The 22,986-nt window shown below is 63.4% G+C and carries 21 protein-coding genes; 15 read left to right on the forward strand and 6 right to left on the reverse strand.

Features of this window, described 5'->3' with window-relative positions; translation table 11 throughout:
• The first annotated feature begins 46 nt into the window (after positions 1-46).
• Both J3489_RS17015 and zigA read left to right on the forward strand, forming a co-directional pair.
• A complete protein-coding gene (locus tag J3489_RS17015; RefSeq protein WP_206999902.1) occupies positions 47-493 on the forward strand; it encodes a lytic transglycosylase domain-containing protein in 447 nt (148 codons plus the stop codon).
• A gap of 167 nt (positions 494-660) precedes the next feature.
• On the forward strand, positions 661-1,923 hold the full coding sequence (gene zigA / locus J3489_RS17020; RefSeq protein ID WP_206999904.1) for a zinc metallochaperone GTPase ZigA: 1,263 nt from the start codon (positions 661-663) through the stop codon (positions 1,921-1,923).
• Between the two features lie 100 nt (positions 1,924-2,023).
• Here zigA and J3489_RS17025 read toward each other — a convergent pair whose 3' ends face one another.
• A complete protein-coding gene (locus J3489_RS17025; protein WP_006401505.1) occupies positions 2,024-2,302 on the reverse strand; it encodes an HU family DNA-binding protein in 279 nt (92 codons plus the stop codon).
• 493 nt (positions 2,303-2,795) lie between these two features.
• On the opposite strand from J3489_RS17025, the gene mnmC reads away from it, so the two are divergent.
• From mnmC to J3489_RS17060, 7 genes are all read left to right on the forward strand, one after another.
• Complete coding sequence (mnmC, locus tag J3489_RS17030) at positions 2,796-4,763, forward strand: bifunctional tRNA (5-methylaminomethyl-2-thiouridine)(34)-methyltransferase MnmC2/FAD-dependent 5-carboxymethylaminomethyl-2-thiouridine(34) oxidoreductase MnmC1 (protein ID WP_206999906.1); 1,968 nt, start codon at positions 2,796-2,798, stop codon at positions 4,761-4,763.
• A 761-nt stretch (positions 4,764-5,524) separates the two neighbouring features.
• Positions 5,525-6,730: a cation:proton antiporter gene (locus J3489_RS17035; RefSeq protein ID WP_206999908.1), complete on the forward strand. Its 1,206-nt coding sequence runs from the start codon at positions 5,525-5,527 to the stop codon at positions 6,728-6,730.
• A 20-nt stretch (positions 6,731-6,750) separates the two neighbouring features.
• Positions 6,751-7,866, forward strand: a complete 1,116-nt coding sequence (locus tag J3489_RS17040) for a YbdK family carboxylate-amine ligase (RefSeq protein WP_206999910.1) — start codon at positions 6,751-6,753, stop codon at positions 7,864-7,866.
• A 573-nt stretch (positions 7,867-8,439) separates the two neighbouring features.
• A complete protein-coding gene (locus J3489_RS17045) occupies positions 8,440-9,084 on the forward strand; it encodes a MarR family winged helix-turn-helix transcriptional regulator (RefSeq protein WP_206999912.1) in 645 nt (214 codons plus the stop codon).
• 101 nt (positions 9,085-9,185) lie between these two features.
• Positions 9,186-9,908, forward strand: coding sequence for a glutamine amidotransferase (locus J3489_RS17050; RefSeq protein WP_206999914.1), 723 nt, complete (start codon positions 9,186-9,188; stop codon positions 9,906-9,908).
• A 90-nt stretch (positions 9,909-9,998) separates the two neighbouring features.
• On the forward strand, positions 9,999-11,111 hold the full coding sequence (locus J3489_RS17055) for an NADH:flavin oxidoreductase/NADH oxidase (RefSeq protein ID WP_206999915.1): 1,113 nt from the start codon (positions 9,999-10,001) through the stop codon (positions 11,109-11,111).
• A 224-nt stretch (positions 11,112-11,335) separates the two neighbouring features.
• Positions 11,336-11,821 carry an SET domain-containing protein gene (locus J3489_RS17060; RefSeq protein WP_206999916.1) on the forward strand — a complete coding sequence of 162 codons (486 nt, stop codon included), beginning with the start codon at positions 11,336-11,338 and terminating at the stop codon, positions 11,819-11,821.
• A 125-nt stretch (positions 11,822-11,946) separates the two neighbouring features.
• Here J3489_RS17060 and J3489_RS17065 read toward each other — a convergent pair whose 3' ends face one another.
• Positions 11,947-13,443 carry a sensor histidine kinase gene (locus tag J3489_RS17065; RefSeq protein WP_206999917.1) on the reverse strand — a complete coding sequence of 499 codons (1,497 nt, stop codon included), beginning with the start codon at positions 13,441-13,443 and terminating at the stop codon, positions 11,947-11,949.
• A 205-nt stretch (positions 13,444-13,648) separates the two neighbouring features.
• Positions 13,649-14,335, reverse strand: coding sequence for a response regulator transcription factor (locus tag J3489_RS17070; RefSeq protein WP_206999918.1), 687 nt, complete (start codon positions 14,333-14,335; stop codon positions 13,649-13,651).
• A gap of 126 nt (positions 14,336-14,461) precedes the next feature.
• On the opposite strand from J3489_RS17070, the gene J3489_RS17075 reads away from it, so the two are divergent.
• Positions 14,462-14,686 (forward strand): DUF3717 domain-containing protein, encoded by a 225-nt coding sequence (locus J3489_RS17075; protein WP_206999919.1) that lies wholly within the window; start codon positions 14,462-14,464, stop codon positions 14,684-14,686.
• Between the two features lie 56 nt (positions 14,687-14,742).
• Here the strand turns inward: J3489_RS17075 and J3489_RS17080 are convergent, their stop codons facing one another.
• Entirely contained in the window at positions 14,743-15,048 is a 306-nt protein-coding gene (locus J3489_RS17080) for a 4a-hydroxytetrahydrobiopterin dehydratase (RefSeq protein WP_207000182.1), read from the reverse strand.
• 470 nt (positions 15,049-15,518) lie between these two features.
• On the opposite strand from J3489_RS17080, the gene J3489_RS17085 reads away from it, so the two are divergent.
• Positions 15,519-16,010 carry an Lrp/AsnC family transcriptional regulator gene (locus J3489_RS17085; protein ID WP_206999920.1) on the forward strand — a complete coding sequence of 164 codons (492 nt, stop codon included), beginning with the start codon at positions 15,519-15,521 and terminating at the stop codon, positions 16,008-16,010.
• Positions 16,011-16,094: 84 nt separating this feature from the next.
• Here the strand turns inward: J3489_RS17085 and J3489_RS17090 are convergent, their stop codons facing one another.
• Entirely contained in the window at positions 16,095-16,628 is a 534-nt protein-coding gene (locus J3489_RS17090) for a class IV adenylate cyclase (RefSeq protein ID WP_206999921.1), read from the reverse strand.
• Between the two features lie 204 nt (positions 16,629-16,832).
• Positions 16,833-17,732, reverse strand: coding sequence for a LysR family transcriptional regulator (locus tag J3489_RS17095; RefSeq protein ID WP_206999923.1), 900 nt, complete (start codon positions 17,730-17,732; stop codon positions 16,833-16,835).
• Positions 17,733-17,864: 132 nt separating this feature from the next.
• On the opposite strand from J3489_RS17095, the gene J3489_RS17100 reads away from it, so the two are divergent.
• The 4 genes from J3489_RS17100 to J3489_RS17115 all read left to right on the forward strand — a co-directional run bounded on the left by J3489_RS17100 (position 17,865) and on the right by J3489_RS17115 (position 22,917).
• Positions 17,865-19,385: a CoA-acylating methylmalonate-semialdehyde dehydrogenase gene (locus J3489_RS17100; RefSeq protein ID WP_206999925.1), complete on the forward strand. Its 1,521-nt coding sequence runs from the start codon at positions 17,865-17,867 to the stop codon at positions 19,383-19,385.
• Positions 19,386-19,435: 50 nt separating this feature from the next.
• Positions 19,436-21,142 (forward strand): GMC family oxidoreductase, encoded by a 1,707-nt coding sequence (locus tag J3489_RS17105; protein WP_206999928.1) that lies wholly within the window; start codon positions 19,436-19,438, stop codon positions 21,140-21,142.
• Between the two features lie 243 nt (positions 21,143-21,385).
• Positions 21,386-22,165, forward strand: a complete 780-nt coding sequence (locus J3489_RS17110) for an ABC transporter ATP-binding protein (protein WP_206999930.1) — start codon at positions 21,386-21,388, stop codon at positions 22,163-22,165.
• Positions 22,162-22,917, forward strand: a complete 756-nt coding sequence (locus J3489_RS17115; protein WP_206999932.1) for an ABC transporter ATP-binding protein — start codon at positions 22,162-22,164, stop codon at positions 22,915-22,917. Before J3489_RS17110 ends, J3489_RS17115 begins: the two co-directional genes overlap by 4 nt.
• Positions 22,918-22,986 lie beyond the last annotated feature (69 nt).

The following is a 22,986-nucleotide window of genomic DNA, read 5'->3' on the forward strand; positions in this document are numbered from 1 at the left end:
GGATCGAATCGATTATCCGGCATCTGTTATTTAGCTAACTCCACCGATGAAAACATCCTTCCTGATTCTTTCCGCAGCACTCGGCGCTTGCCTCGCAAGCTCGCCGGCGCGCGCGGACTGCTTCGACGAAGCAGCCAAGTATCAGAAAGTGAACCCGCTGATCCTGCGCGCGATCGCCTGGCAGGAATCTCATAACCGGCCCGAAGCGTTGCACAAGAATGCCAACGGCTCGACCGACTACGGCCTCATGCAGATCAACTCCGTTCATCTGCCCACGCTCGCGCAGTACGGCATCTCGAGCGGCACGCTGATGGAGCCGTGCAAGAACGTCTACATCGCCGCCTGGCACCTGCGCGAGAAGATGAACAAGTACGGCAACACGTGGCAGGCGGTCGGCGCCTACCATTCCGAGACGCCTTCGCTGCGCGACAAGTACGCTCGCCAGATCGCCGGCATTCTCACGCAGTGGAAGCTGCTGCAGGCGCAGCGCTGACGCCCGGCTTGCCTCGGGCGCCGCGCGGTTGGCTGCAAACGGCTCTTGCCCTCCAGATCGAACGAACCGCCGACGTTTGATGCACAATGCGGGCATCATGCGCCCGGCCGGCGGCCCATCTGTTTTGACACGCCGCGCCGCTCCTACCATTTCATTTGTCTACTGCGATGAATCAGCCGCCACTGCCCGTCACCGTGCTGTCCGGTTTTCTCGGCGCGGGCAAAACCACGCTCCTGAACCATATCCTCGCGAATCGCGCAGGCCTGCGGGTCGCGGTGATCGTCAACGACCTCGCCGCGATCAATATCGACGCGACGCTCGTGCGCGATACGGCATCGCTCTCGCACATCGAGGAGCAGCTTGTCGAGATGTCGAACGGCTGCATCTGCTGCACACTGCGCGACGACCTGCTGACCGAAATCCGGCGCCTCGCCGACGAGCAGCGTTTCGACGCCATCCTGATCGAATCGACCGGCATCGCCGAACCGATGCCGATCGCCGAAACCTTCACGTTCGTCGACGACGACGGCGTGTCGCTCTCCGATGTCGCGCGCCTCGACACGATGGTGACGGTCGTCGATGCGTTCAACTTCTTGCGCGACTACGCATGCGCCGATGCGCTCGCCGAACGCGGCCTCGCCGCGACCGAGGAGGACGACCGCACGCTCGTCGAACTCCTGATCGAGCAGATCGAGTTCTGCGACGTGCTCGTCGTGAACAAAGCCGATCTCGTCGGCGCCGACGAACTCGCGCGCCTGCAGCGGATCCTCGCGCGCATCAATCCGCGCGCGGCGCAAGTCGTGAGCCGCTTCGGCGAAGTGCCGCTCGACGCCGTGCTGGATACGAAGCGTTTCGACTTCGACGAGGCGTCGAACGCGCCGGGCTGGCTGCAGTCGCTCGAGCACGAACACGATCACAGCGGTGAAGCCGACGAATACGGCATCGGCAATTTCGTTTATCGCGCGCGCCGGCCGTTTCATCCTGAGCGTTTGTGGGCGCTGTTGCACGAGGAATGGCAAGGCGTGCTGCGCAGCAAAGGCTTCTTCTGGCTTTCGACGCGCAACGACGTCGCCGGCTCGCTGTCGCAGGCGGGCGGCGCTTGCCGGCACGGTCCGGCAGGCTACTGGTGGGCGGCTCAAGACAAGAGCGAATGGCCGCAGGACGATGAGCTTGCTGCAGAAATCGCCGCCGACTGGCACGGCGAGCCTGATGACGCGACGATCGGCGACCGCCGCCAGGAGCTGGTGATGATCGGCATCGGACTTGATGCGGCGGCCTGGCGCGCGAAGCTCGACGCGTGCCTCTTGACCGACGACGAGTTCGCCCAAGGTCCGCATGCGTGGTCGCACTTCCCCGACCCCTTCCCCGCCTGGGATCTCGATGCTCACGACGACGAAACCGGCGATGCCGAAATCGTGCATCGACACTGACGGCTCGCATAAGCAAGCCGATATGCGCTAAGTCCAACTGAATAAAAGGCGAAAAAAAACCCGCCATGGGCGGGTGTCAACAAATCAGGCAGCTGAACGCTTAGCGCTTGTTGACTGCGTCCTTGAACGCCTTGCCGGCCGTGAACTTGACGGTCTTCGCCGCCGGGATCTTGATGGTCTCCCCGGTCTTCGGGTTGCGGCCGGTACGTGCTGCGCGCTTGCCGGAGCCGAAGCTGCCGAAGCCAATCAGTTGAACCGCGTCGCCCTTCGATACTGCCTTCTTGATGACTTCGAGCAGCGTGTCGAGCGTTTCGCCGGTTTGAGCCTTGCTGGCGCCCGTCTGAGCCGCGACGGCGTCGATCAGTTCCTGTTTGTTCATTAGGGTTCCTTTCTCAGGTTAAGGTGATACGAACAGCGCGAACGCGCCGATTATACGTGCGCGGGCTTTGCCGTCGAGCCCTAGCGGCCAAGCGCGTCAACTACCGCCGCGCTCGGCGTCATCACATGACGGCCAAGCTTTCCGCTTTGCCCTGCGGCGCTTGCTATGATAGCGCAGCGCAAACCCAATAACGGCAAGGCTTTCAAAGAATTTAGCCTCTCAATGCCTTGTCGCTGCTGGGTTTCGCACGATTGAGTCCGCGCGAATCGAACATGCTAAGCGAGTTGACGGGTCGCCGCATAGGGGCGTTGGTTTTTGCCAACGCTCCGCAAACGCCCGCCAGACGGGGCTGTCCGCCATTTGCACCGGGCGCGTGACGCCGTCTTTCGACGACTTGGCCGGTCCTTCGCAAATGCAATTGCGCCGCAACGAGGCGGTATGTTTCGAGCGCCCGGCGTTTTCCTCAGACCCGCAGCCGTCTGCCCTCTTCCGCATGACCGACCCGCTCATCCCCGCCACGCTTGCGTTTCGCGACGACGGCACGCCGTTTTCCCCAGCCTACGACGACGTCTATCACAGCGCTGCCGGCGCATTCGCTCAAGCCCATCACGTGTTCATCGCGGGCAACGGTCTGCCGCAACGCTGGCGTGAGAAGCGCGTGTTCACGATCTTGGAGACGGGCTTTGGAATCGGCGGCAACTTTCTCGCGACGTGGGCGGCGTGGCGTGCCGACCCGGCGCGCTGCGAGCGGCTTCACTTCGTATCGATCGAAAAACATCCGTTTTCGCAGCAGGATTTAAGCGAAGTTCACAGCCGAATCGTTGCAGATGCAACCATAACGCCGCTTGCGCAGCAGCTTGGCGATGCGTGGCCGACGCTCGTGCCCGGCATCCACCGGATCGAATTCGAGGACGGACGCGTCACGCTGACGCTCGCCTTCGGCGACGCGCTCGACATCCTGCCGAAGCTGTGGCTGCGCGCCGACGCTTTCTATCTCGACGGGTTCTCGCCGGCCAAGAATCCGGATCTGTGGTCTCTGCCGGTCTTCAAGTCGCTTGCCCGTCTGGCCGCAGACGGCGCGACGTTCGCCACTTATACGAGCGCCGGTCACGTCAAGCGCTCGCTCGAACAAGCCGGTTTCAGCGCCGAGAAAGTGGAAGGCTTCGGCTGGAAACGGGCGATGCTTGTCGGCGAATTTGCGCCTCGCTGGCGCGTGCGCCGTCATGAGCCGCCGTTGCCGCTGCCCGTCGGCGAGCGGCACGCGATCGTGATCGGCGCGGGACTCGCCGGCTGCGCGCTGACCGAAAGGCTCACTGCGCGCGGCTGGCGCGTCAGTTTGATCGACCAGCACGCGGCCGCGGCGCGCGAAGCGTCGGGCAATCCGGCTGGCGTCTTCCATCCGCTGATTTCGCGCGACGACAGCGTCGCCTCGCGCATCACGCGTGCGGGTTTTCTCTATGCGCTAAGACGCTGGCGCGCGCTCGAACAAAGCGGCTATTCATTCCAGCGCAGCGCGCACGGCCTTTTGCATCTAGCTGTCGATGACGAAGAGACGCGCGCGATGGCCGACGCCATCGCATCGCTCGGCTACCCGCCGGACTTCGTGACGCCGGCCTCGCAAGCCGACGCTCAAGCACTCGCACATGTGGCGCTTCCACGCGGCGGCTGGCTCTATCCGCGCGGCGGTTCGCTCGATCCTGCTGCACTGTGCCGAGCGCAATGCGACGCCGCCGGCGACTTGCTCGCGCGGCACTTCGGCGTAGAGGCGCTGCGCGTTGAACGTTTCGACGATCAATGGCGCGTCATCGATGCTGCAGGCCAGCCGATTGCGTCCGCGCCGATCGTGGTCGTCGCGAACGCATGCGACGCGGCGCGCGCCGCGGACCTTCGCCACGCGCCGACGCGGATCGTGCGCGGGCAACTGACGCTGTTGCCTGCGCGCGTCGCGTCTGGCCTGCGCGTGCCGTTGATCGGCGAAGGCTATGCGGTGCCGCTCGCCGACGGCTTCACGCTGACCGGCGCAACGTACGAAGTCGACGATGCCGACCGCGCGATGCGCGTCTCCGGCCACGCTGAAAATCTCGAACGGCTCGCGCTGATGATGCCGGGCGTTGCAAACGAGCTCGCAACCTCTGACCCGGGCACGCTCGAAGGACGTGTCGCATTTCGCTGCGTCACGAGCGATCGCTTGCCGATGGCCGGCGCGCTGGCCGACGAAGCCGCCGCATCGCGCAATGCCGCAGCGCTGCGCGGTGCGTGGCCGCTCGACCTGCCGCGCGCCGCCGGTCTCTATGGCGCCTTCGCTTACGGCTCGCGCGGTCTCGTCTGGGCAACGCTCGCCGCGGAGCTGATCGCGTCGCAGATCGAAGGCGAGCCCTGGCCGATCGAACGGGATCTTGCCGAAAGCATCGACCCTGCGCGCTATCTGTTGCGCGCGCTGCGTCACGGCACGCTCGATTGAGCGGAGAAGTTATCCACCCGAGGCTGTGGACAACCTAGCGAAAGTCGCACGAAATTCGTGTGGACGCGATGTGCACGTATACGGGGTAAGTCGACGGCTCGGCGAAACGGACCAAAAGTTACTCAACAAAGTCCGTTGCCGGCGCACATGCTCCGCATCCGGTTATGCGTTCGGTAAACGTTTGTTTTGGATTGGGAAAGGGGAGTTATCCACAGAAATGCGGCGCCTTTGTTAACTGCTACTACGTATACATACGGTAAACCAGTAAACCAAGAAGCTTGGACCACCCCGGTTGCGTATCCCCCAAGACATAGAAACAAAGCAAAAATCCTTCTCGCCCCATTCGAGTCAGTCGATTCTTCCGTCTTGTCTGAAGTTATGCCTCGTTTTTACCGAAATAAAAGCGAGTTAGCGCAGATTCGTGCAGAATGAGCGTCGGCTGTGGCACAATCCGGCTTCTTCCCGTATCGGTGGCAGACAGCGCACCGATGCATCGACGGAACGGTGCGCCCGCTTCGGAATCTGATCCATCATCAAGACGACAGCCGTTCGACGCGTCTTGCCGAACGCAACACATTGCACGCTGGCCGCGTGCCGGGGTCCTTCAAACGCACCCGCGCGTGCCGGCGCATCCGTTTCAGCTTTCATTCGATCATCGACCACTCGCGTTGCGAGTCAGAACACAGCGGCCCCCCAAGGCTGGCTGGTCGTGACGTGGCCATGTGCCGCTTGCGCTTGTTTGCAAAGGAGAAGCCATAACGATGAAATCGGCGTTTTCATTCCTCCCCGGTTGGCCGCTTGCGCCGGATGCGATTTTTTGGGCGGGCCTCGCGATGATCGCCGCCGGTTTGCTGGGCGAACTCTGCTATCGAGCCTGGCATTTGCCGCGCATCTCGGGCTATGGAGTGATCGGACTCATCGCCGGCGCCGCAGGCCTGGGCGCGATCGATGCGAGCACCGGGGGCACATCGCGTCTGTTGCTCGACGTCGCGCTCGGGTTGCTGCTGTTCGAGCTCGGCGGTCGGCTCGACTTGCGGTGGATCCGGCGCAATCCGTGGCTCATCGCATCGAGCCTGGCAGAAGCGACGCTGACCTTCGTCCTCGTGTTCGCCGCACTCGTGTTCCTGCACGTGCCCGTGATCGTCGCGACCGTGCTCGCGTCGATCGCCATGGCGACGTCGCCCGCGATGGTGATCCAGTTGAAGACCGAGCTGCGCGCCGAAGGGCAGGTGACCCAGCGCCTGCTGACGCTGACTGCGCTCAACAGCATGTACGCCGTCGTCATCGAAAAGCTCGCGTCGGGCTGGGTTCACCAGGAGACGTACGGCAACGTCTTCGCCACGATCGTTCAGCCGCTCTATCTGCTCGCCGGCTCGCTGATTCTCGCGTTTGCGCTCGCGCGCGCCTGTACTTTCCTGTATCGGTACTTCAATTTGCAGGACGAGCATTCGTTCGTCGCGCTGTTCGGGCTCGTTTTGCTCGCGATCGCGATTGCGCATCTGTTCAGGCTCTCGACGATCCTGAGCCTCCTGGCCGCCGGCATCATCGTGAAGAATCTCGAAGCCAAGCCGCAGCTGTGGCCGCAGCATTTCGGCACGGCCGGGTGGCTGCTCACCGTGATCCTGTTCGTGCTGACGCTGACGTCTTTCGAATGGACGGACATCGTGCTCGGCGGCGTCGCGGCGCTGGGGCTGATCGTCGCGCGATTCGTCGCGAAGCTCATCGGCGTGCTCGCGTTCGCGAAGCCGAGCGGGCTCAACTGGAAGCAAGGTGTCGCGCTCGGTTTGTCGCTCTCGCCAATGTCGGCGCTTGCCTACTTGCTCGTCCAAGATACCTACGACCTGTACCCGAAGTTCGATCCGATGCTGAGCGCGGTCATCATGTGCTCGATCGTCGTTTTGCAGATCGTGGGCCCCTGGATCGTTTATCGCAGCCTGACGCTCGTCGGCGAACGCCGCGACGTTTGACTTGAATGACAGAGGACGCCATGTCGCTCGAAGCCTTCATCAACTCCAAGCCTTTCACGTTCGGCGTGGAGCTCGAGATCCAGGTCGTCAACACGCACGACTATGATCTGACCAAAGCCGCGTCCGATCTGATGCGGCTCGTCAAGGACGAAAAGATCCCGGGCAACATCACGCCCGAGATCACCGAAAGCATGATCGAGCTGTCGACGGGCATCTGCACGTCGCACGAACAGGTCGTGGCCGATCTGCGCAAGATCCGCGACACGCTCGTCGCGGCGGCGGATCACCTGAATGTCGGCCTGTGCGGCGGCGGCACGCACGCGTTCCAGCAATGGAGCGAGCGGCAGATTTTCGATACGCCGCGCTTTCAGTACATTTCCGAGCTTTACGGATATCTGGCAAAACAATTCACGGTGTTCGGCCAGCACGTGCACATCGGCTGCCCGGACCCGGACAGCGCGCTCTTCATGCTGCACTCGATGTCGCGCTTCATTCCGCATTTCATCGCGCTCTCGGCTTCATCGCCGTACGTCCAGGGCGTCGACACCGGCTTTCATTCGGCACGCCTGAATTCCGTGTTCGCGTTTCCGCTCTCGGGCCGCGCGCCGTTTGTGCTGACCTGGGACAGCTTCGAGGAATATTTCTCGAAGATGGTCAATACGGGCGTCGTCAACAGCATGAAGGATTTCTACTGGGACATCCGGCCGAAGCCGGGCTTCGGGACGATCGAAGTGCGCGTGATGGATACGCCGCTGTCTGTCGATCGCGCGGCGGCGATCGCTTGCTACATCCAGACGCTTGCGCGCCATCTGCTGCTCGACAAGCCGGTGACGCCGAAGGAGGACGACTACCTCGTCTATACGTTCAACCGGTTCGAGGCGTGCCGCTTCGGTCTGGCCGGCATCTGCATCAATCCGCAGACAGGCGAGCGGCGCTCGATTTCCGAGGACATCCTCGAAACGCTGGATGCGATCGCTCCGCATGCCGAAGTGCTCGGCTCGAAGGCGGCGCTGACCGAGGTCGCCGCGATCGCGCGCGGACAGGTCAACGACGCCACCTGGCTGCGCGGCGTATTCGGCAAGGAAAAGTCGCTGCACGAAGCGGTCCGGCAGCAGTGCTTGCAGTGGCGGGGGTGAAAGGGGGATATCGATAGCGCTCCTTTAGGTTTTCTTAAGGTTTACGTATACATACGTAGTAATAGTTAACAAAGGCCGTGCCCGCTTGTGGATAACCGAGGAATTCGGCGTAAACTCAACGGGCTGCGTAAGCGATAACCTTGTGGGCGAAGTGCATGATCGTGGCCTGGCGACGGGATAACTTTGATAACGTTTACGTCGCACTATGACGTTATCAAGAAATCACGCACAATCGGTCCCAGCACTTGTCCCAAGGTTATCCACAACATTCACTGAATAACTTAGCTGTACGATTCTCCGCTCTCGAATAGAATGACGGTTTTGTTGCGGCGTGAAGTCATGCGGGCGACTCGGCGATCGGGTATAACGCAAGGCGCATCGCCGCCGAGAACGGCGCGCGGCGATGGCTTCGACGAGCGGGATTGGAAGCTCAAGCAGCGCGAAATTTTTGAGATAGTAAAATCGGCCCGGACGCGAATATACTGCGGCGAGCCTCCCCACGGCAGGCCGTAGGCGCGAGGTGCCGCACGGCCGACTAAACAGCAGCATGCTGTCAATAGCGAACGAAAGACTATGAGCGAAGGTGTATACGGAGAGCAAGCAACCGGGCGCGTGACGCACAGCCTGTTACGGTTGAGCACGGCCATGCGCAGCCAGGCATGGGAGTGGGCGGAAGGCGCCGGCCTGACGCCGACCCAGGGCGAGATCCTCGTGTTGCTGATGCAACGCAAGGGGCCAATGCGCTTGGGCGAGATCGCGCGCGAAACGGCGCTGACTGCGGCGACGACGAGCGACGCCGTCAGCACGCTCGAAACCAAGGGCCTCGTCGAAAAGCGCCGTGCGCTCGACGACGGCCGCGCATTGGCGGTGCGGCTGACAGCTCGCGGCCGTACGGCGGCCAAGCGTGCGCTGCAGTGGCCGGACTTCCTGTCCGAGGCGATCGGCACGCTGCGCGACGAAGAACAGGCGGTGTTTTATCGCACGCTGCTGAAAATGATTCGCCAGCTGCAAGTGCAGGGCGACATTCCGCAGCACCGGATGTGCGTGACTTGCACCCACTTCGAGCCGAGCAAGAATCCGAAAAAGACGCCGCATCGCTGCAAGCTGCTCGAGTTGTCGTTTGCGGACACGGACTTGCGTCTCGATTGTTCGGTCCACGAAGAAGCCGATGTCGCCACGCAGAAGAAGACCTGGAAGATTTTCGCGCAGCAAGGCTGATGCCGCTTTCGCACAGGCAGGCCGGTCGCGCACCGGCTGCCTGGCTTTCGGCGTCGTCTCTCGAATTCTCGTTCGGTCTCGTCGCGGGGAGCTGAGCCCTGATGAATCGCGAAGTGTTGGCTATTCGCCATGTGTACTTCGAGGATTTAGGTAGTCTCGAACGCGTGCTGGGTGAGCGCGGCGTGGCGGTGCGCTATCTCGACGTCGGCTTGGCGCGTCTTACTGCGCCGGATCCGGTCGCGGCTTCGCTGACAGTGGTCCTCGGCGGGCCGATCGGCGCGTTTGACGACGCTGCCTACCCGACGCTCAAGCCGATTCTTTCCCTGCTTGAAAAACGCATCGCCGCCGGGTTGCCGACGCTCGGCATCTGCCTCGGTGCGCAACTGATCGCGCGCGTGCTCGGTGCACGCGTCTATCCGGCGGCAACCCAGGAAGTCGGCTGGGCCCCGCTCAGGCTGACCGCTGCCGGACAAGCCTCGCCGCTGCGCCATCTCGACGGCGCGCACACCTCGATGTTCCACTGGCACGGCGACACATTCGACCTTCCGGACGGCGCAACGCATCTCGCTTCGACGCCGGTTTGCGAGAACCAAGCGTTTTCGTGGGGCAGTCATGTGCTCGGATTTCAATGCCATCCGGAGATTCGTGCCGAGCGGTTCGAGCCTTGGCTTATCGGCAACGCCGGCGAAATCGCGGCGACGCCGGGCGTCGACGCTCTGCAGTTGCGTGCCGACACGGCCTGTCTCGGCCCTGCGCTCGAGGTGGCCGCGCGCAAGACTTTCGAGGAATGGCTCGACGCCGCAGGCGCCGCGAAGCGCAAATAAGCGCCGGCGCCGCCGCCAGCAAGCAAAAAACTCGCGTGCTATGCTCGGGCGCTTCTCTGTCGCATCGGGCGAATCCCGTCGGAGATTTTCATGGCCGAGTTGTTTTCACCGCTCACGCTGCGCAGCGTGACGCTTCCGAACCGCATCGTCGTCTCCCCGATGTGCCAGTATTCCGCCGAACGCGGCGAGGCGACCGGATGGCACATGATCCATCTCGGTCATCTCGCGCTGTCGGGCGCGGGCATGCTGTGCATCGAAGCGACGGCGGTCGTGCCCGACGGACGCATTACGCCAGGCTGTCTCGGCTTGTGGGACGACGTGACCGAACGGGCGCTCGTGCCGGTGCTCGCGGCGATTCGGAAGCATTCGAAGATTCACGTCGCGATGCAGCTCTCGCACGCCGGGCGCAAGGCGTCGAGTCACGTTCCGTGGGATGGCGGCCAGCTGATCCCGGTGGCCGAGGGCGGCTGGATGACGCACGCACCCTCGGCGATTCCGCACAAGCCCGACGAAGTGCCGCCGCTTGCACTCGATACAGCCGGATTGAATCGCATCCGCGAAGCGTTCGCCGCAACCGCCCGGCGCGCGGCGCGCCTCGGCATCGACGCGCTCGAAGTCCACGGCGCGCACGGCTATTTGCTGCACCAATTTCTATCGCCACTCGCGAACCAGCGCACCGACGAATACGGCGGCTCGCGCGAGAACCGCATGCGCTTTCCGCTCGAAATCTTCGAGATCGTGCGCGCGGCGTTTCCGGCCGATAAGCCGGTCGGCGTGCGCGTATCTGCGACCGATTGGGTCGACGGTGGCTGGAATCTCGACGATACGATCGCCTTCGCGCGCGAGTTGAAAAAGCGCGGCTGCGATTGGATCGATACGTCGTCGGGCGGGGTATCGCCGCTGCAGAAGATCCCGCTGAGTCCGGGCTACCAGGTGCCGTTCGCCGAAGCCGTCAAAAAGGAAACCGGCATCACGACGATCGCCGTCGGCCTCATTACCGATCCGGCTCACGCGAACGAGCTGATCGAAGCGGGCAAGGCCGATTGCGTCGCGATGGCGCGCGCGATGCTGTACGACCCGCGCTGGCCGTGGCATGCAGCTGCGCAGCTCGGCGCCGCGGTCGAGGCGCCGCCGCAATATTGGCGCTCGCAACCGCGCGATCAGAAGGCGTTGTTCGGCGATATTTCGTTCGGGCAACGATGACGTGAAATAGAGTTGGGCCGCGTGCGCACGAAGCGGCGCGCGAGGTTGAATTAGGCTGTCTCGACCGTGTACGATGCCGGTTGTGACGCGCTCGCGTCGCACGTTCACGCGGCGCCCGCTGGGCGCCGCGTTTTCTATCCAAGATTGAAAATGCCCCACGCGCGTTTGAGCGCGGCACATGCCGGCCAGCGGTGGCCGGTTGCAGTTTTAGAAAGGATTCGTCGATGAGTTCACGCAGGACGGTCGTGCGCCAATCGGGTGTGCACGGCAAGGGCGTGTTCGCCGTGGAGCCGATCAAGGCCGGCGAACGTTTGCTGGAATACAAGGGTGAACGGATCTCGTGGAAAGAGGCGCTGCGACGGCATCCGCATAACCCCGATGAGCCGAATCACACGTTTTACTTCGCGCTCGAAGACGGCCGCGTGATCGACGGCAAAGTGAACGGCAACAGCGCGCGCTGGATCAATCATTCGTGCGCGCCGAACTGCGAAGCGGAAGAGGTGGACGGACGCGTGTTCATCCACGCGTTGCGCGCCATCGACGCCGACGAAGAGTTGTTCTACGACTACGGCCTCGTGATCGATGCGCGTCAGACGAAAAAGCTCAAGCGCGAGTACGAGTGCCGCTGCGGCGCGCGCAAGTGCCGCGGCACGATGCTCGCTTCGACGAAAGACAAGGAAAAAGAGAAGAAGCGTAAGAAGAAAGACTAGCCGTAAGCCAAGGCTGCTCGCGACGCCGGGCAGCCTTTTCGCGCTTCTTTTTGCTTCTTTAGGCAGTATGACTTTCCGTGAGCCAGCCCGCTGCCTGACTCAGGCGACCGTGATGAGCGGCGACTTCACAGATCGATCGGCGCATGTTGCGCCGATTTTCTTTTGGCGAGCGCCGCATCGCCCGCCCGCGCGGCCGCGACTAGCGGCAGCCGCAGGATGAAGCGGGCGCCGCCTTCGGGCGCATCGGCATACTGCACGCTGCCGCCGTGCAAGACCATGATGTCGTGGACGATCGCGAGCCCGAGGCCCGCACCGCCATCGACGCCGGTCCCGACCACGTTTTGCCCATCTCCGCGGAAAAAGCGCTTGAAGAGATCGACTTGCTGATTGACGGGCACGCCCGAGCCGTTGTCCTCGACGATGATTTCGGCGTACGCCGCGGCATCGATTGTCGCCTGCGCGACGCTGACCGTGATCCTGCCGCCGTCCAGCCGCGCCGGCGGGACATACTTCAACGCGTTATCGAGCAGATTCGCGATCACCTCGCGCAGCAAGACGGGGTTGCCGCGCACGACGAGCGGACTGTCGTTCGCCGGATCGTCGAGGCGCTGGAAGCCGAGGTCGACGTGCGCGGCGAGCGCGCGAGGCACCCATTCCGCGCCGGTTTCGAACGCGAGCACGGCCAAGTCGACGTCGACGAAGCGCGCGGCCTGCGCACCCGGCTCCGCGCGAGCGAGCGAGAGCAGCTGATTCGACAGGCGCACCGCGCGATCGGCGGCGGCGCGCAGCTCGCAAACGGCGGCGATCGTCTGCGCGGGGTCGCGTGCATTGGCCGCCTGCTCGGCGTGCAGCTTCACGGCGGTGAGCGGCGTGCGCAGTTGATGCGCGGCGTCGGCGATGAATTTGCGCTGCCCGTCGAGCGCGGTTTTCAGGCGTTCGAGCAGCGCGTTCAGCGCGCTCGTCAGCGGCCGGATCTCGACCGGCACGTAAGTTTCGTCGACAGGTTCGAGCGACGTGTGCGTCTGCCGATTGAGCGAATCGGCGAGATCGGTCAGCGGATTGAGCTGCTGGTTGACCACGCGCCAGACGATGCCCCAGCCCGCGAGCAGCAACAGCAGCAGCGGCATCATGATCGCGACGAGAAACTCGGCGGCGATCCGGAAACGATGCCGCACCGGCTGCGCAACCTCGACGATCATCGGATTGCCGCCCGCCTGATTCACGCGAACCTGCGCGACGCGAACGCTCACGCCCTGATGCTGCGCCTCGAACGCGTACGCGTAGTGCATGCGCCGCACGTTCGAGCCGAACAGCGGCAGCTTCGGGTCGCCGGCGATCTCGTTCTCGCCGTCGCTGATCCGGTAGATAAGCTGCTCGGTCGGGTCGGAGAACATCGCTTGCGCGAGCGGCGGGACGGTGATCGACGCGTCGGGACCGGCGATTTGAATCTGCTTCGAGATCGCGGTGGCGAGGTCCGCGAGCGAGCGGTCGATGACGTGCTGCGTGTACTGCCACGCGAGCCAATACGCGATCAGGCCGCTCATCAGCGCGAGCAGCGACAGCGGGGCGGCTAGGCGCCGCAGCAGCGAGCGGCGCAGGCTATTCGCAGCGGCGTGGGGCATGTCAGTAAGCGCCGGGCCGCCCCAAGCTTACTGACACCCCCTTGGGGGGCAGCGAACCCAGTGAGCGCGGCGGCTGTTTCATCTCAGGACGTGCGATGGAGAAAACCCCGGAGGGCCCTGTGTTTCGCCGCCGCGCCGCGCGTAAACAACGCGGCGCAGGTGCGGACCAAGGCTCAACCCGGGGTTATTGCCGTTTGCCGCCGGCTCAGGAAGCCTGGCGGATTTCCTGCAGCAGATAGCCGAAGCCGCGCACCGTGACGATTTCGACGCGGCAGTTTTCGAGTTTCTTGCGCACGCGGTGCACGTAGACTTCAATCGCGGTGTCGCCGAGATCGCCGCCGAAGTGCGTCAGATGGTCCTGCAGTTGGGCCTTGCTCACGACGCGGCCGTGGCGCAGCAGCAGCATTTCGAGCACCGCGAATTCGCGCGGCGACAGTTCGAGCGGCTTGTCGTCGTTGAAGATGCGGCGATCGACGCCCGACAGGCGCACGCCGCCCAGCGACACTTCCGGACGCGGCATATCGCTGTGCGGGCCGCTGCGGCGCATCACCGCGCGGATGCGCGCTTCGAGTTCGGCCGGCTCGAACGGCTTGAGCATGTAGTCGTCGGCGCCCGAATTGAGGCCTTGGACGCGGTCGCTCAGTTCGTCGCGCGCGGTCAGCACGATCACGGGCGTATGGCGATTGCTCTGGCGGAAGCGCGACAGGAGCGTCATGCCGTCGATGCCGGGCAGACCGAGATCGAGAATCACGAGCTCGTGGCGGTTTTGCGTGAGGGCTTGTTCAGCAAAGATGCCGTCGTGGACCATGTCGACGGTGAAGCCGGCTTGTTCAAGACTGCTTTGAATACCGCGCGCGATGGGGCGGTCATCTTCGATCAGAAGGAGTCGCATGGGTTTCGCTCAAGTACAATGGGTTAGGCCTTTGAAGCACGCGGTTCGCCGGTGCGCCGTCTCTGCTGGGGAGCACGCCGCCGCGCGTCGGTTTCGAGCAGGCGGCCAAGGAACGATCACGAGAACATGTCCGATATTACGATCAACGAACTAGAAGCTGCGATCAATTTTTGGCGCGCCCGTTCGCCATCGAGCGGCGAAGAACTCAGCTTATGCAAAGAGGCAAGCGCGCTCTCCAAGCCGTATGCGCTGCTGATTGTACAGCGTCAGACCACTCTGTCGGAGGAAGGTTTGGAACCCATTGCGCGCGAGGCCTGGGAGTCTTACGTGCGCCTTAAGAACGGCCTGTAGAAAGCGGCGATACGACCCCGAATTACCTGCAATTCGCTTTCACGCTGCGGTGCATCTTATGCTCGCTGCGTCGATTTCGCGACTTCGTCGATAAAGCGCGCGAGCGCCACGTCCCGTTCGGTTAGACCGTTCGCCTCGTGCGTCGACAGCGTAATTTCCACCTTGTGATAGACGTTGAACCATTCCGGGTGGTGATTCATCTCCTGCGCCTTGATCGCCACGCGCGTCATGAAGCCGAACGCTTCGTTGAAATCCGCGAACTTGAATTCACGCTGAATCGCGTCGCGGCCCGGGACAGCCGCCCAGCCTGACAGTTGCGCGAGCTGAGTGGAACGTTCTTCGGAAGTCAGCTTGTGGATCATCATGTCACCTCTAAGGGCTTTGATTCTGCGCGGACGCTCTCAGACGTCCGCTCGGTGTGCCTCGGCTGCGGCCGCCGGCGCGTGATGCCGCCCGGCGGCGGTCGAGCGGCAACGGGCGCGGTGGCCGCAACCGTCCGAACATTTTTTCACAGAAGACAAGCGCCTGCAGGGGCGTGAAGCGTTCGCACCTCCTCAGATGTTGCTTTCGTCTTTCCAGCCTTCCCGCGTGCCGCGGGTGATCAATTCCACCGTTTACCAGTAAAGCCGCGCCAGCAGCGGAAGGGCGCCGGCTTCGAATTGTTTTTTGAGTTTGGCGGTGACGGCGGCGGGCATGGTCTTGCTGCATGGGTGAAATCGGGGTGCGTGCAAGTGTAGTGCGGGGTGTCCGCGGAATGGGTGTAATCGGAGCGTGCTATTGCGCCGATATGCAATAATCGCGCGTTATTTTCGAATTCATGCGGGAAATGCTCATGGTGGAACTCGATCACTTCGATTTGGCGCTGCTGGACGTGCTGCAGCGCTTCGGACGCGCAACCCATCAGCAGCTCGGCGAGCAGGTGCCGCTGTCGCCGTCGCAGATCGGGCGCCGGCTGCAGCGGCTCGAAGCGGCAGGGGTAATCGACGGCTATCGGGTCGTGCTGCAGCCCGAAAGGCTCGGGCTCGGCGTCACCGCGTTCACGAGCCTGAAGCTCAAGCATCACGGCGACTCGATCATCGAGCAGTTTCAGCAGCAGATCGACATGCTGCCTGAGGTGCTCGAATGCCATGCCGTGGTTGGCGATGCCGACTATCTGCTGCGCATCGTCGCGCCGGATTTGAACGCGCTGTCGTCGTTCGTGATGAAGAAGCTGATGCGGGTGCCGGGCGTCGACAGCGTGCGCTCGAACATCGTGCTCACCACGTTCAAGCGTAATGGGCCGTTGCCGCTCGGCCATCTGTCGCCTGGGGCCGGAGCGGCTTAGTTTGCTGCGGGGATTGCGTTCTACCAGAAGGGATGCGCTGACGGCGCGTCGCTGCGTGCGCCGTCAGCGCATTGATATGAACACTCAAGCGGCTTCGCCTGCCTTCGCCGGACTGAGCAAATCGACGTAAGCCACCGCGACGAGATCCGAAGCCGGCACGCCGAGCTTCGAAAACACCTCGTGCGCTTCGGCCTCACCGCTTTCCTCGTCGTCTTCGGGCGCGAGCACGACTTCGAGTTCGACGAAATCGCCCAGCCCATCGACGCGGTCCAGATGGATGCGGGTGCGCCCAGCCAGATAGACGTGGCGTTCTTTCGTGACGATTCCGCGTGTCGTGAGCGCGGTGGCGAGCAGCGCGTGCATCGCCTCGGGGTTGGTGACCGGGCTCCTTGTGTAGTACGACGCCTTCGGGCCGTCGCGATCGTCGCGCTGATAGAAGATCAGCTCGGCGGGCGTGCCGTCGTCGAATTGGCGCAGCTTGAGACGCCCGCGCGGCACGTCGTAGAAGAAGTCCTGCTGGCGGAAGATCAGGGGAGTCTCGGACGAAAGTTCGGCGGCGCGTTCGCGCAGTTGTTCGAACTGCTGGGCGCGGGCTTTGATTTCGATGTTGCGTGCCATCTGAGGCTCCTGTCGGGAAGAGGTGGGGGGGAGAGAACAACGTATGAGGGGACGCGCGAAGCGCGAACCACGAATCTAGCAAATATTGCCGATCCCTGTTGTGTCGGCTGCCTTGTTCACGATGCCGCCCGTCCCAAGGAAGGCATCCGCCCCCTTGGGGCGCAGCGAACGATAGTGCGCGCGGGGGGTGTTCATCAGCGCCGCTCATATCGCCCATTGCTGCTCGATCAGCTTGAATGCCGCGGCGATCGCCGGCTCGTCCTGGCGCTCGGCGAGCGTGACGAAGGTGAGCTGCGTCGGCACCGTGACCCCTTCGACGATCGTCAGCGCGTGCGCGTGCGCCTCCGCGATTGCGATCGAATCGCGCGCGAGCGTGAGCCCGACGCCGGACTTCACGAGATCGAGCATCGACGGTTCCTGGTCGACTTCCGCGACCTTCACCGGCGTCACGCCCGCCTCGGCAAAGCGCCGCGAAAGCAGCCGGTGATGTGCGGACGCGGGCGGCGTCCAGATCCACGGCAGCGCGGCGAGCGCGCGCCAGTCGCGGGCGCGGCTCACGCGGTCCTTCCAGCCGGCCGGCGCGAGCACGCGATATTGGAAACGGATGAGCGTGGCGGCGCGAAAGAGGTCGTGCTCGCGCGGGTCGTCTTCGGCGGGGTCGCCGATGTAGTAGCCGACGTCGAGCTCGCGCGAACGGATCTGGTCGAGCACCCAGCCCGACATGCCGTGCCTCAGCGCGGTTTCGATCTGCGGATAGGTTTCGACGAGTTGTCTGAGGAAACCGCCGAGCCGCAGAAATGCGGGGTCGAGGATCGTGCCGATGCGCAGACGCCCGCGCACTTCCTGGCGCAGCGTCGCCGCGGCCCGCTCGACGTCGCCGGCCGCGGCGAGTGCGCGCTCGGCGTGCGGCAGGAGCGCCTGGCCGTCGCGCGTGAGCGAGAGCCCGTGCGACGTGCGCGAAAACAGCGCCACGCCCAGCGCTTCCTGCAGATTCTTGATCTGCAGGCTGACGGCAGGCTGAGTCAGATGCAACTGCGCGGCGGCGCGCGTCAGGTTGCCGGTGCGCGCGACCGTCACGAAGGCGCGGAGCAGTATCAGGTCCATGCGCTGATATTAGCGCGCCTTATATCGCAGTTGAGCATTACTCATTGGATTTCGCGGCGCGATGCCGCGTACGCTTCGATCCAGACGCGTCCGGCCGGCGGCCTTTGATGACGCGGCCCAACGGGAGACATCATGAGCGAGGCAGATCAAAGCGCACGCGTGCGCGAATTGGCCCATTTCATCGGCGGCAGCGCGGTGGCCGGCAAGAGCGGCCGTTTCGGCGACGTGTTCAATCCCGCGCTCGGTTCCGTTGCCGCGCGCGTGCCGCTGGCGGGCGTCGACGAGGTGGATGCTGCGGTTGCCGCTGCGAAGGGGGCCTTTCCGAAATGGAGCGAGACCGCGCCGATCAAGCGTGCGCGGGTGATGTTCAAGTTCAAGCAGCTGCTCGACGAGCACCATGAGGAACTTGCTGAACGGGTCACGAAGGAACACGGCAAGGTGTTCTCCGACGCGATGGGCGAAGTGATGCGCGGCATCGAGATCGTCGAGTTCGCGTGTGGGATTCCGAATCTCCTGAAGACCGATTTCACCGATCAGATCGGCGGCGGCATCGATAACTGGAATCTGCGGCAGCCGCTCGGCGTCGTGGCCGGCATCACGCCGTTCAACTTCCCGATGATGGTGCCCTGCTGGATGTTTCCGATCGCGATCGCGTGCGGCAACACGTTTGTGTTGAAGCCGTCGGAGCGCGATCCGTCGGCATCGATTCGCTTGGCCGAGCTGCTGAAGGAAGCGGGCTTGCCCGACGGCGTGTTCAACGTCGTGCACGGCGACAAGGTGGCGGTCGATGCGCTGCTCCAGCATTCCGATGTCGAAGCGCTGTCGTTCGTCGGCTCGACGCCGATCGCGCAATACATCCACAACGAAGGCACGAAGCACGGCAAGCGGGTGCAGGCGCTCGGCGGCGCAAAGAACCACCTCGTCGTGATGCCCGATGCGGATCTCGACCAGGCCGTCGACGCGCTGATCGGCGCGGCCTACGGCTCGGCGGGCGAGCGGTGCATGGCGATTTCGGTGGCAGTGGCGGTCGGCCATATCGCCGACGACCTGATCGAGAAACTCACGCCGCGCGTGAAGGCGCTCAAGATCAAGAACGGCATGGAAGCCGATGCCGAAATGGGGCCGCTCGTGACAGGCGCGCATCGCGCGAAGGTGTCCGGCTATATCGACGCGGGCGTGGCGGCGGGCGCAAAGCTCGTGGTCGACGGCCGCGGCCACAAGGTGCCGGGTCACGAAGAAGGCTTCTTCCTCGGCGGCACGCTCTTCGACGACGTGAAGACCGACATGACGATCTACCGCGAGGAGATCTTCGGGCCCGTGCTGTGCGTCGTGCGCGTGCCGGATTTCGCATCGGCGGTCGAACTGATCAACGCGAACGAGTTCGCGAACGGCGTCTCGTGCTTCACGTCCGACGGCGGCATCGCACGCGCATTCTCGCGGCAGATCCAGATCGGCATGGTCGGCATCAACGTGCCGATTCCGGTGCCGATGGCATGGCATTCGTTCGGCGGCTGGAAGAAGTCGCTCTTCGGCGACCATCACGCGTACGGCGAAGAAGGCGTGCGGTTCTACACGCGCTACAAGAGCATCATGCAACGCTGGCCCGACAGCATCGCGAAGGGCGCGGAGTTCACGATGCCGGTGGCGAAATAAGGCGCTCAATTGAACTACCCCCACGCTCACTATCGTTCGCGAGAGGCATCATGAGCCAGGCGCCTACGCTCGAAGGCGAGTTCGACTACATCGTGGTCGGCGCGGGCACGGCAGGATGCGTGCTCGCGAATCGCCTCACCGAAGACCCGGATGTCAGCGTGCTGCTGCTCGAAGCGGGCGGCAAGGACGACTATCACTGGATTCATATTCCCGTCGGCTATTTGTATTGCATCGGGAATCCGCGCACGGACTGGCTCTACAAGACACAAGCGGAAGCGGGGCTGAACGGGCGCGCGCTGGCGTATCCGCGCGGCCGCGTGCTCGGCGGCTCGTCGTCGATCAACGGCATGATCTACATGCGCGGCCAGCGCGAGGACTACGACGAGTGGGCGCGCATCACAGGCGATTCGTCGTGGAGCTGGGACGCCGTGCTGCCGGTTTTCAAGCGCAGCGAGGACCATCACGGCGGGGCGAATCAGTGGCATGGCGCGGGCGGTCCGTGGCGCGTCGAGAAGCAGCGTCTGAGGTGGCAGATCCTCGAATCGTTTGCGGAGGCTGCGCAGCAAACGGGCATTCCCGTCACCGACGATTTCAATCGCGGCGACAACGCCGGCGTCGGCTACTTCGACGTCAATCAGAGACGCGGCATACGCTGGAACGCGTCGAAGGCGTTCCTGCGTCCGGCTCTGCAACGCGGCAATCTCACGATCATCACGGGCGCGACGACGCAGCGCCTGGTTTTCGAAGGCAAGCGCTGTGTCGGCGTCGAGTATCGCGGCGGCGTTGCAGGCGATATCGACTTCGTTGCAAAAGCGCGTTGTGAGGTGCTTTTGAGCGCGGGCGCGGTGAATTCGCCGCAGTTGCTCGAACTCTCCGGCGTCGGCAACGGTGAGCGTCTGCAGAAGCTCGGCGTCGGCGTCGTGCAGGATCTGCGCGGCGTCGGCGAAAACCTGCAGGATCACTTGCAGTTGCGCGCGGCGTTTCAAGTGAACGGCGTGCGCACGCTCAATACCATGGCCGCGCATTGGTGGGGCAAGCTGATGATCGGCGTGCAATACGCGCTAACGCAAAGCGGCCCGATGTCGATGTCGCCGTCGCAACTCGGCGCATTTGCGAAGTCCGATCCCGATGATCCGTCAATCACGCGCGCCGATATCGAGTACCACGTGCAGCCGCTTTCGCTCGATCGATTCGGCGAGCCGCTGCATCGCTTCAACGCGTTCACCGCGTCCGCTTGCAATTTGCGACCCACGTCGCGCGGCACGATACACATCGATTCGCCCGATCCGCGCAAGCCGCCTTTGATCGCGCCGAATTATCTGTCGACCGATCGCGATCGTCATGTCGCCGCCAATGCGTTGCGTCTTACGCGGCGCATCGTCGGCTCGCCTGCGCTGGCACGTTACGCGCCGAAAGAAATCCTGCCCGGATTGCAGTTTCAAACGGAAGAAGAACTCGTCAAGGCCGCGGGCGAGGTCGGCACGACGATCTTCCATCCGGTCGGCACATGTCGCATGGGCGCGGTCGACGATCCGGCGGCGGTGGTCGATTCGCGCTTGCGTGTCATCGGATTGGAAGGATTGCGCGTCGTCGATGCGTCGGTGATGCCGGTCATTACATCGGGCAATACGAATTCGCCGACGCTGATGATCGCCGAGCGAGCCAGCGCCATGATTCGCGAGGATCGCAATGCGCGCGTGTCAGGCACGCAAGTTCAGACGCCTTCGACGCGGGGCACGAGCGTGTCCGTCGCATGACAGCGACGGCGCGTTTGCCTCGTCGTTCATAGATAAACCGACCCTAGTGCAAATCCCAATGAATGCGCTGCATCATTGGCGAGACAATGGCGCGGTACCGCGGGGTGCGGTAGGGGCGACCGTCCGTATTGGTGCACCACGTCATAAAAAGCGGGGGCCCGACCGGCACCTGTCGTAACGCGGGTGCGGCGCGATCGGCGCGCAACCAAGCAGTGCATCGCCTGACTTCGCACGGAAGGGGACATGATTCTCGGCGACACGATTCTCGAAACGCGCGGGCTGACCAAAGAATTCAAAGGATTCACCGCTGTCAACGGCGTCAACCTGCGCGTGCGCCGCGGCTCGATTCATGCTTTGATCGGACCGAACGGCGCGGGCAAGACCACCTGTTTCAATCTGCTCACGAAGTTTTTGAAACCCACGGCGGGCCAGATTGTGTTCAACGGCGTGGATATCACGGGGGAGCGTCCGGCGCAGATCGCGCGGCGCGGCATCATCCGTTCGTTCCAGATTTCCGCAGTCTTTCCGCATATGACGGTATTGCAGAACGTGCGCGTCGCGTTGCAGCGCTCGCTCGGCACCGCCTTTCATTTCTGGAAGAGCGAGCGCTCGCTCCAGGAGCTCGATGAAGAAGCGCTCGATTTGCTCACGCAAGTCGGCCTGACCGACTTCGCCGATACGCTCACCGTCGAACTGTCATATGGCCGCAAGCGCGCGCTCGAGATCGCGACGACGCTCGCGATGGAGCCCGAGCTGATGCTGCTCGACGAGCCCACGCAAGGGATGGGCCACGAAGACGTCGACCGTGTGACGGCCCTCATCAAGAAGGTGTCGAGCGGCCGCACGATCCTGATGGTCGAGCACAACATGAACGTGATTGCGGGTATCTCCGACACGATCACCGTCCTGCAGCGCGGCGAGGTGCTCGCTGAAGGCACCTACGCCGAAGTATCGAAGAACGCGCTCGTGATGCAGGCCTACATGGGCAGCGTCGATGCCGCACTGACGGGAACGCACGCATGAGCCAGGCCGAGAGCGAACACATCGAAGTGATCGACGCGACGACTGGCACGCCCGCGCTGACCATCGCCGGCCTGCAGGCCTGGTACGGCGAATCGCACATCCTGCATGGCGTCGATTTGACGGTGAACCGCGGCGAAGTCGTCACGCTGCTAGGCCGCAACGGTGCGGGACGTACCACGACATTGCGCGCGATCATGGGGCTCACGGGACGGCGCACGGGCTCCATCAAGATCGGCGAGCGCGAAACCATCGATCTGCCGACGCACAAGATCGCCCACTGCGGGATCGGCTACTGCCCGGAAGAGCGGGGGATCTTTTCGAGCTTGTCGTGCGAGGAAAACCTGATCCTGCCGCCGATGGTCGGAGCGAGCAAGGACGCGATGTCGCTCGACGAAATCTACGAGATGTTCCCGAACCTGAAGGAACGCCGGATGAGCCAGGGCACGCGCCTGTCGGGCGGTGAGCAGCAGATGCTCGCGGTCGCGCGCATTCTGCGCACGGGCGCGAACCTGCTCTTTCTGGACGAAATCTCTGAAGGTCTTGCGCCTGTCATCGTGCAGGCGCTGGCACGCATGATCATGATGCTCAAGCAGCGCGGCTATACGGTCGTGATGGTCGAGCAGAATTTCCGTTTTGCCGCGCCGCTCGCGGACCGCTTCTACGTGATGGAGCACGGCCGCATCGTCGAGCATTTCGGTGCGAGCGAACTCGAATGCAAGATGCCCGTGCTGCACGATCTGCTCGGCGTCTGATTGCCCGCATCGCTTCTTAAGCATGACCTCTGGACCACAACGCGAAGAACGAAGGAGAAAAGAATGAGG

This window comes from Trinickia mobilis (genome assembly GCF_017315705.1).
Taxonomy (GTDB): domain Bacteria; phylum Pseudomonadota; class Gammaproteobacteria; order Burkholderiales; family Burkholderiaceae; genus Trinickia_A; species Trinickia_A mobilis.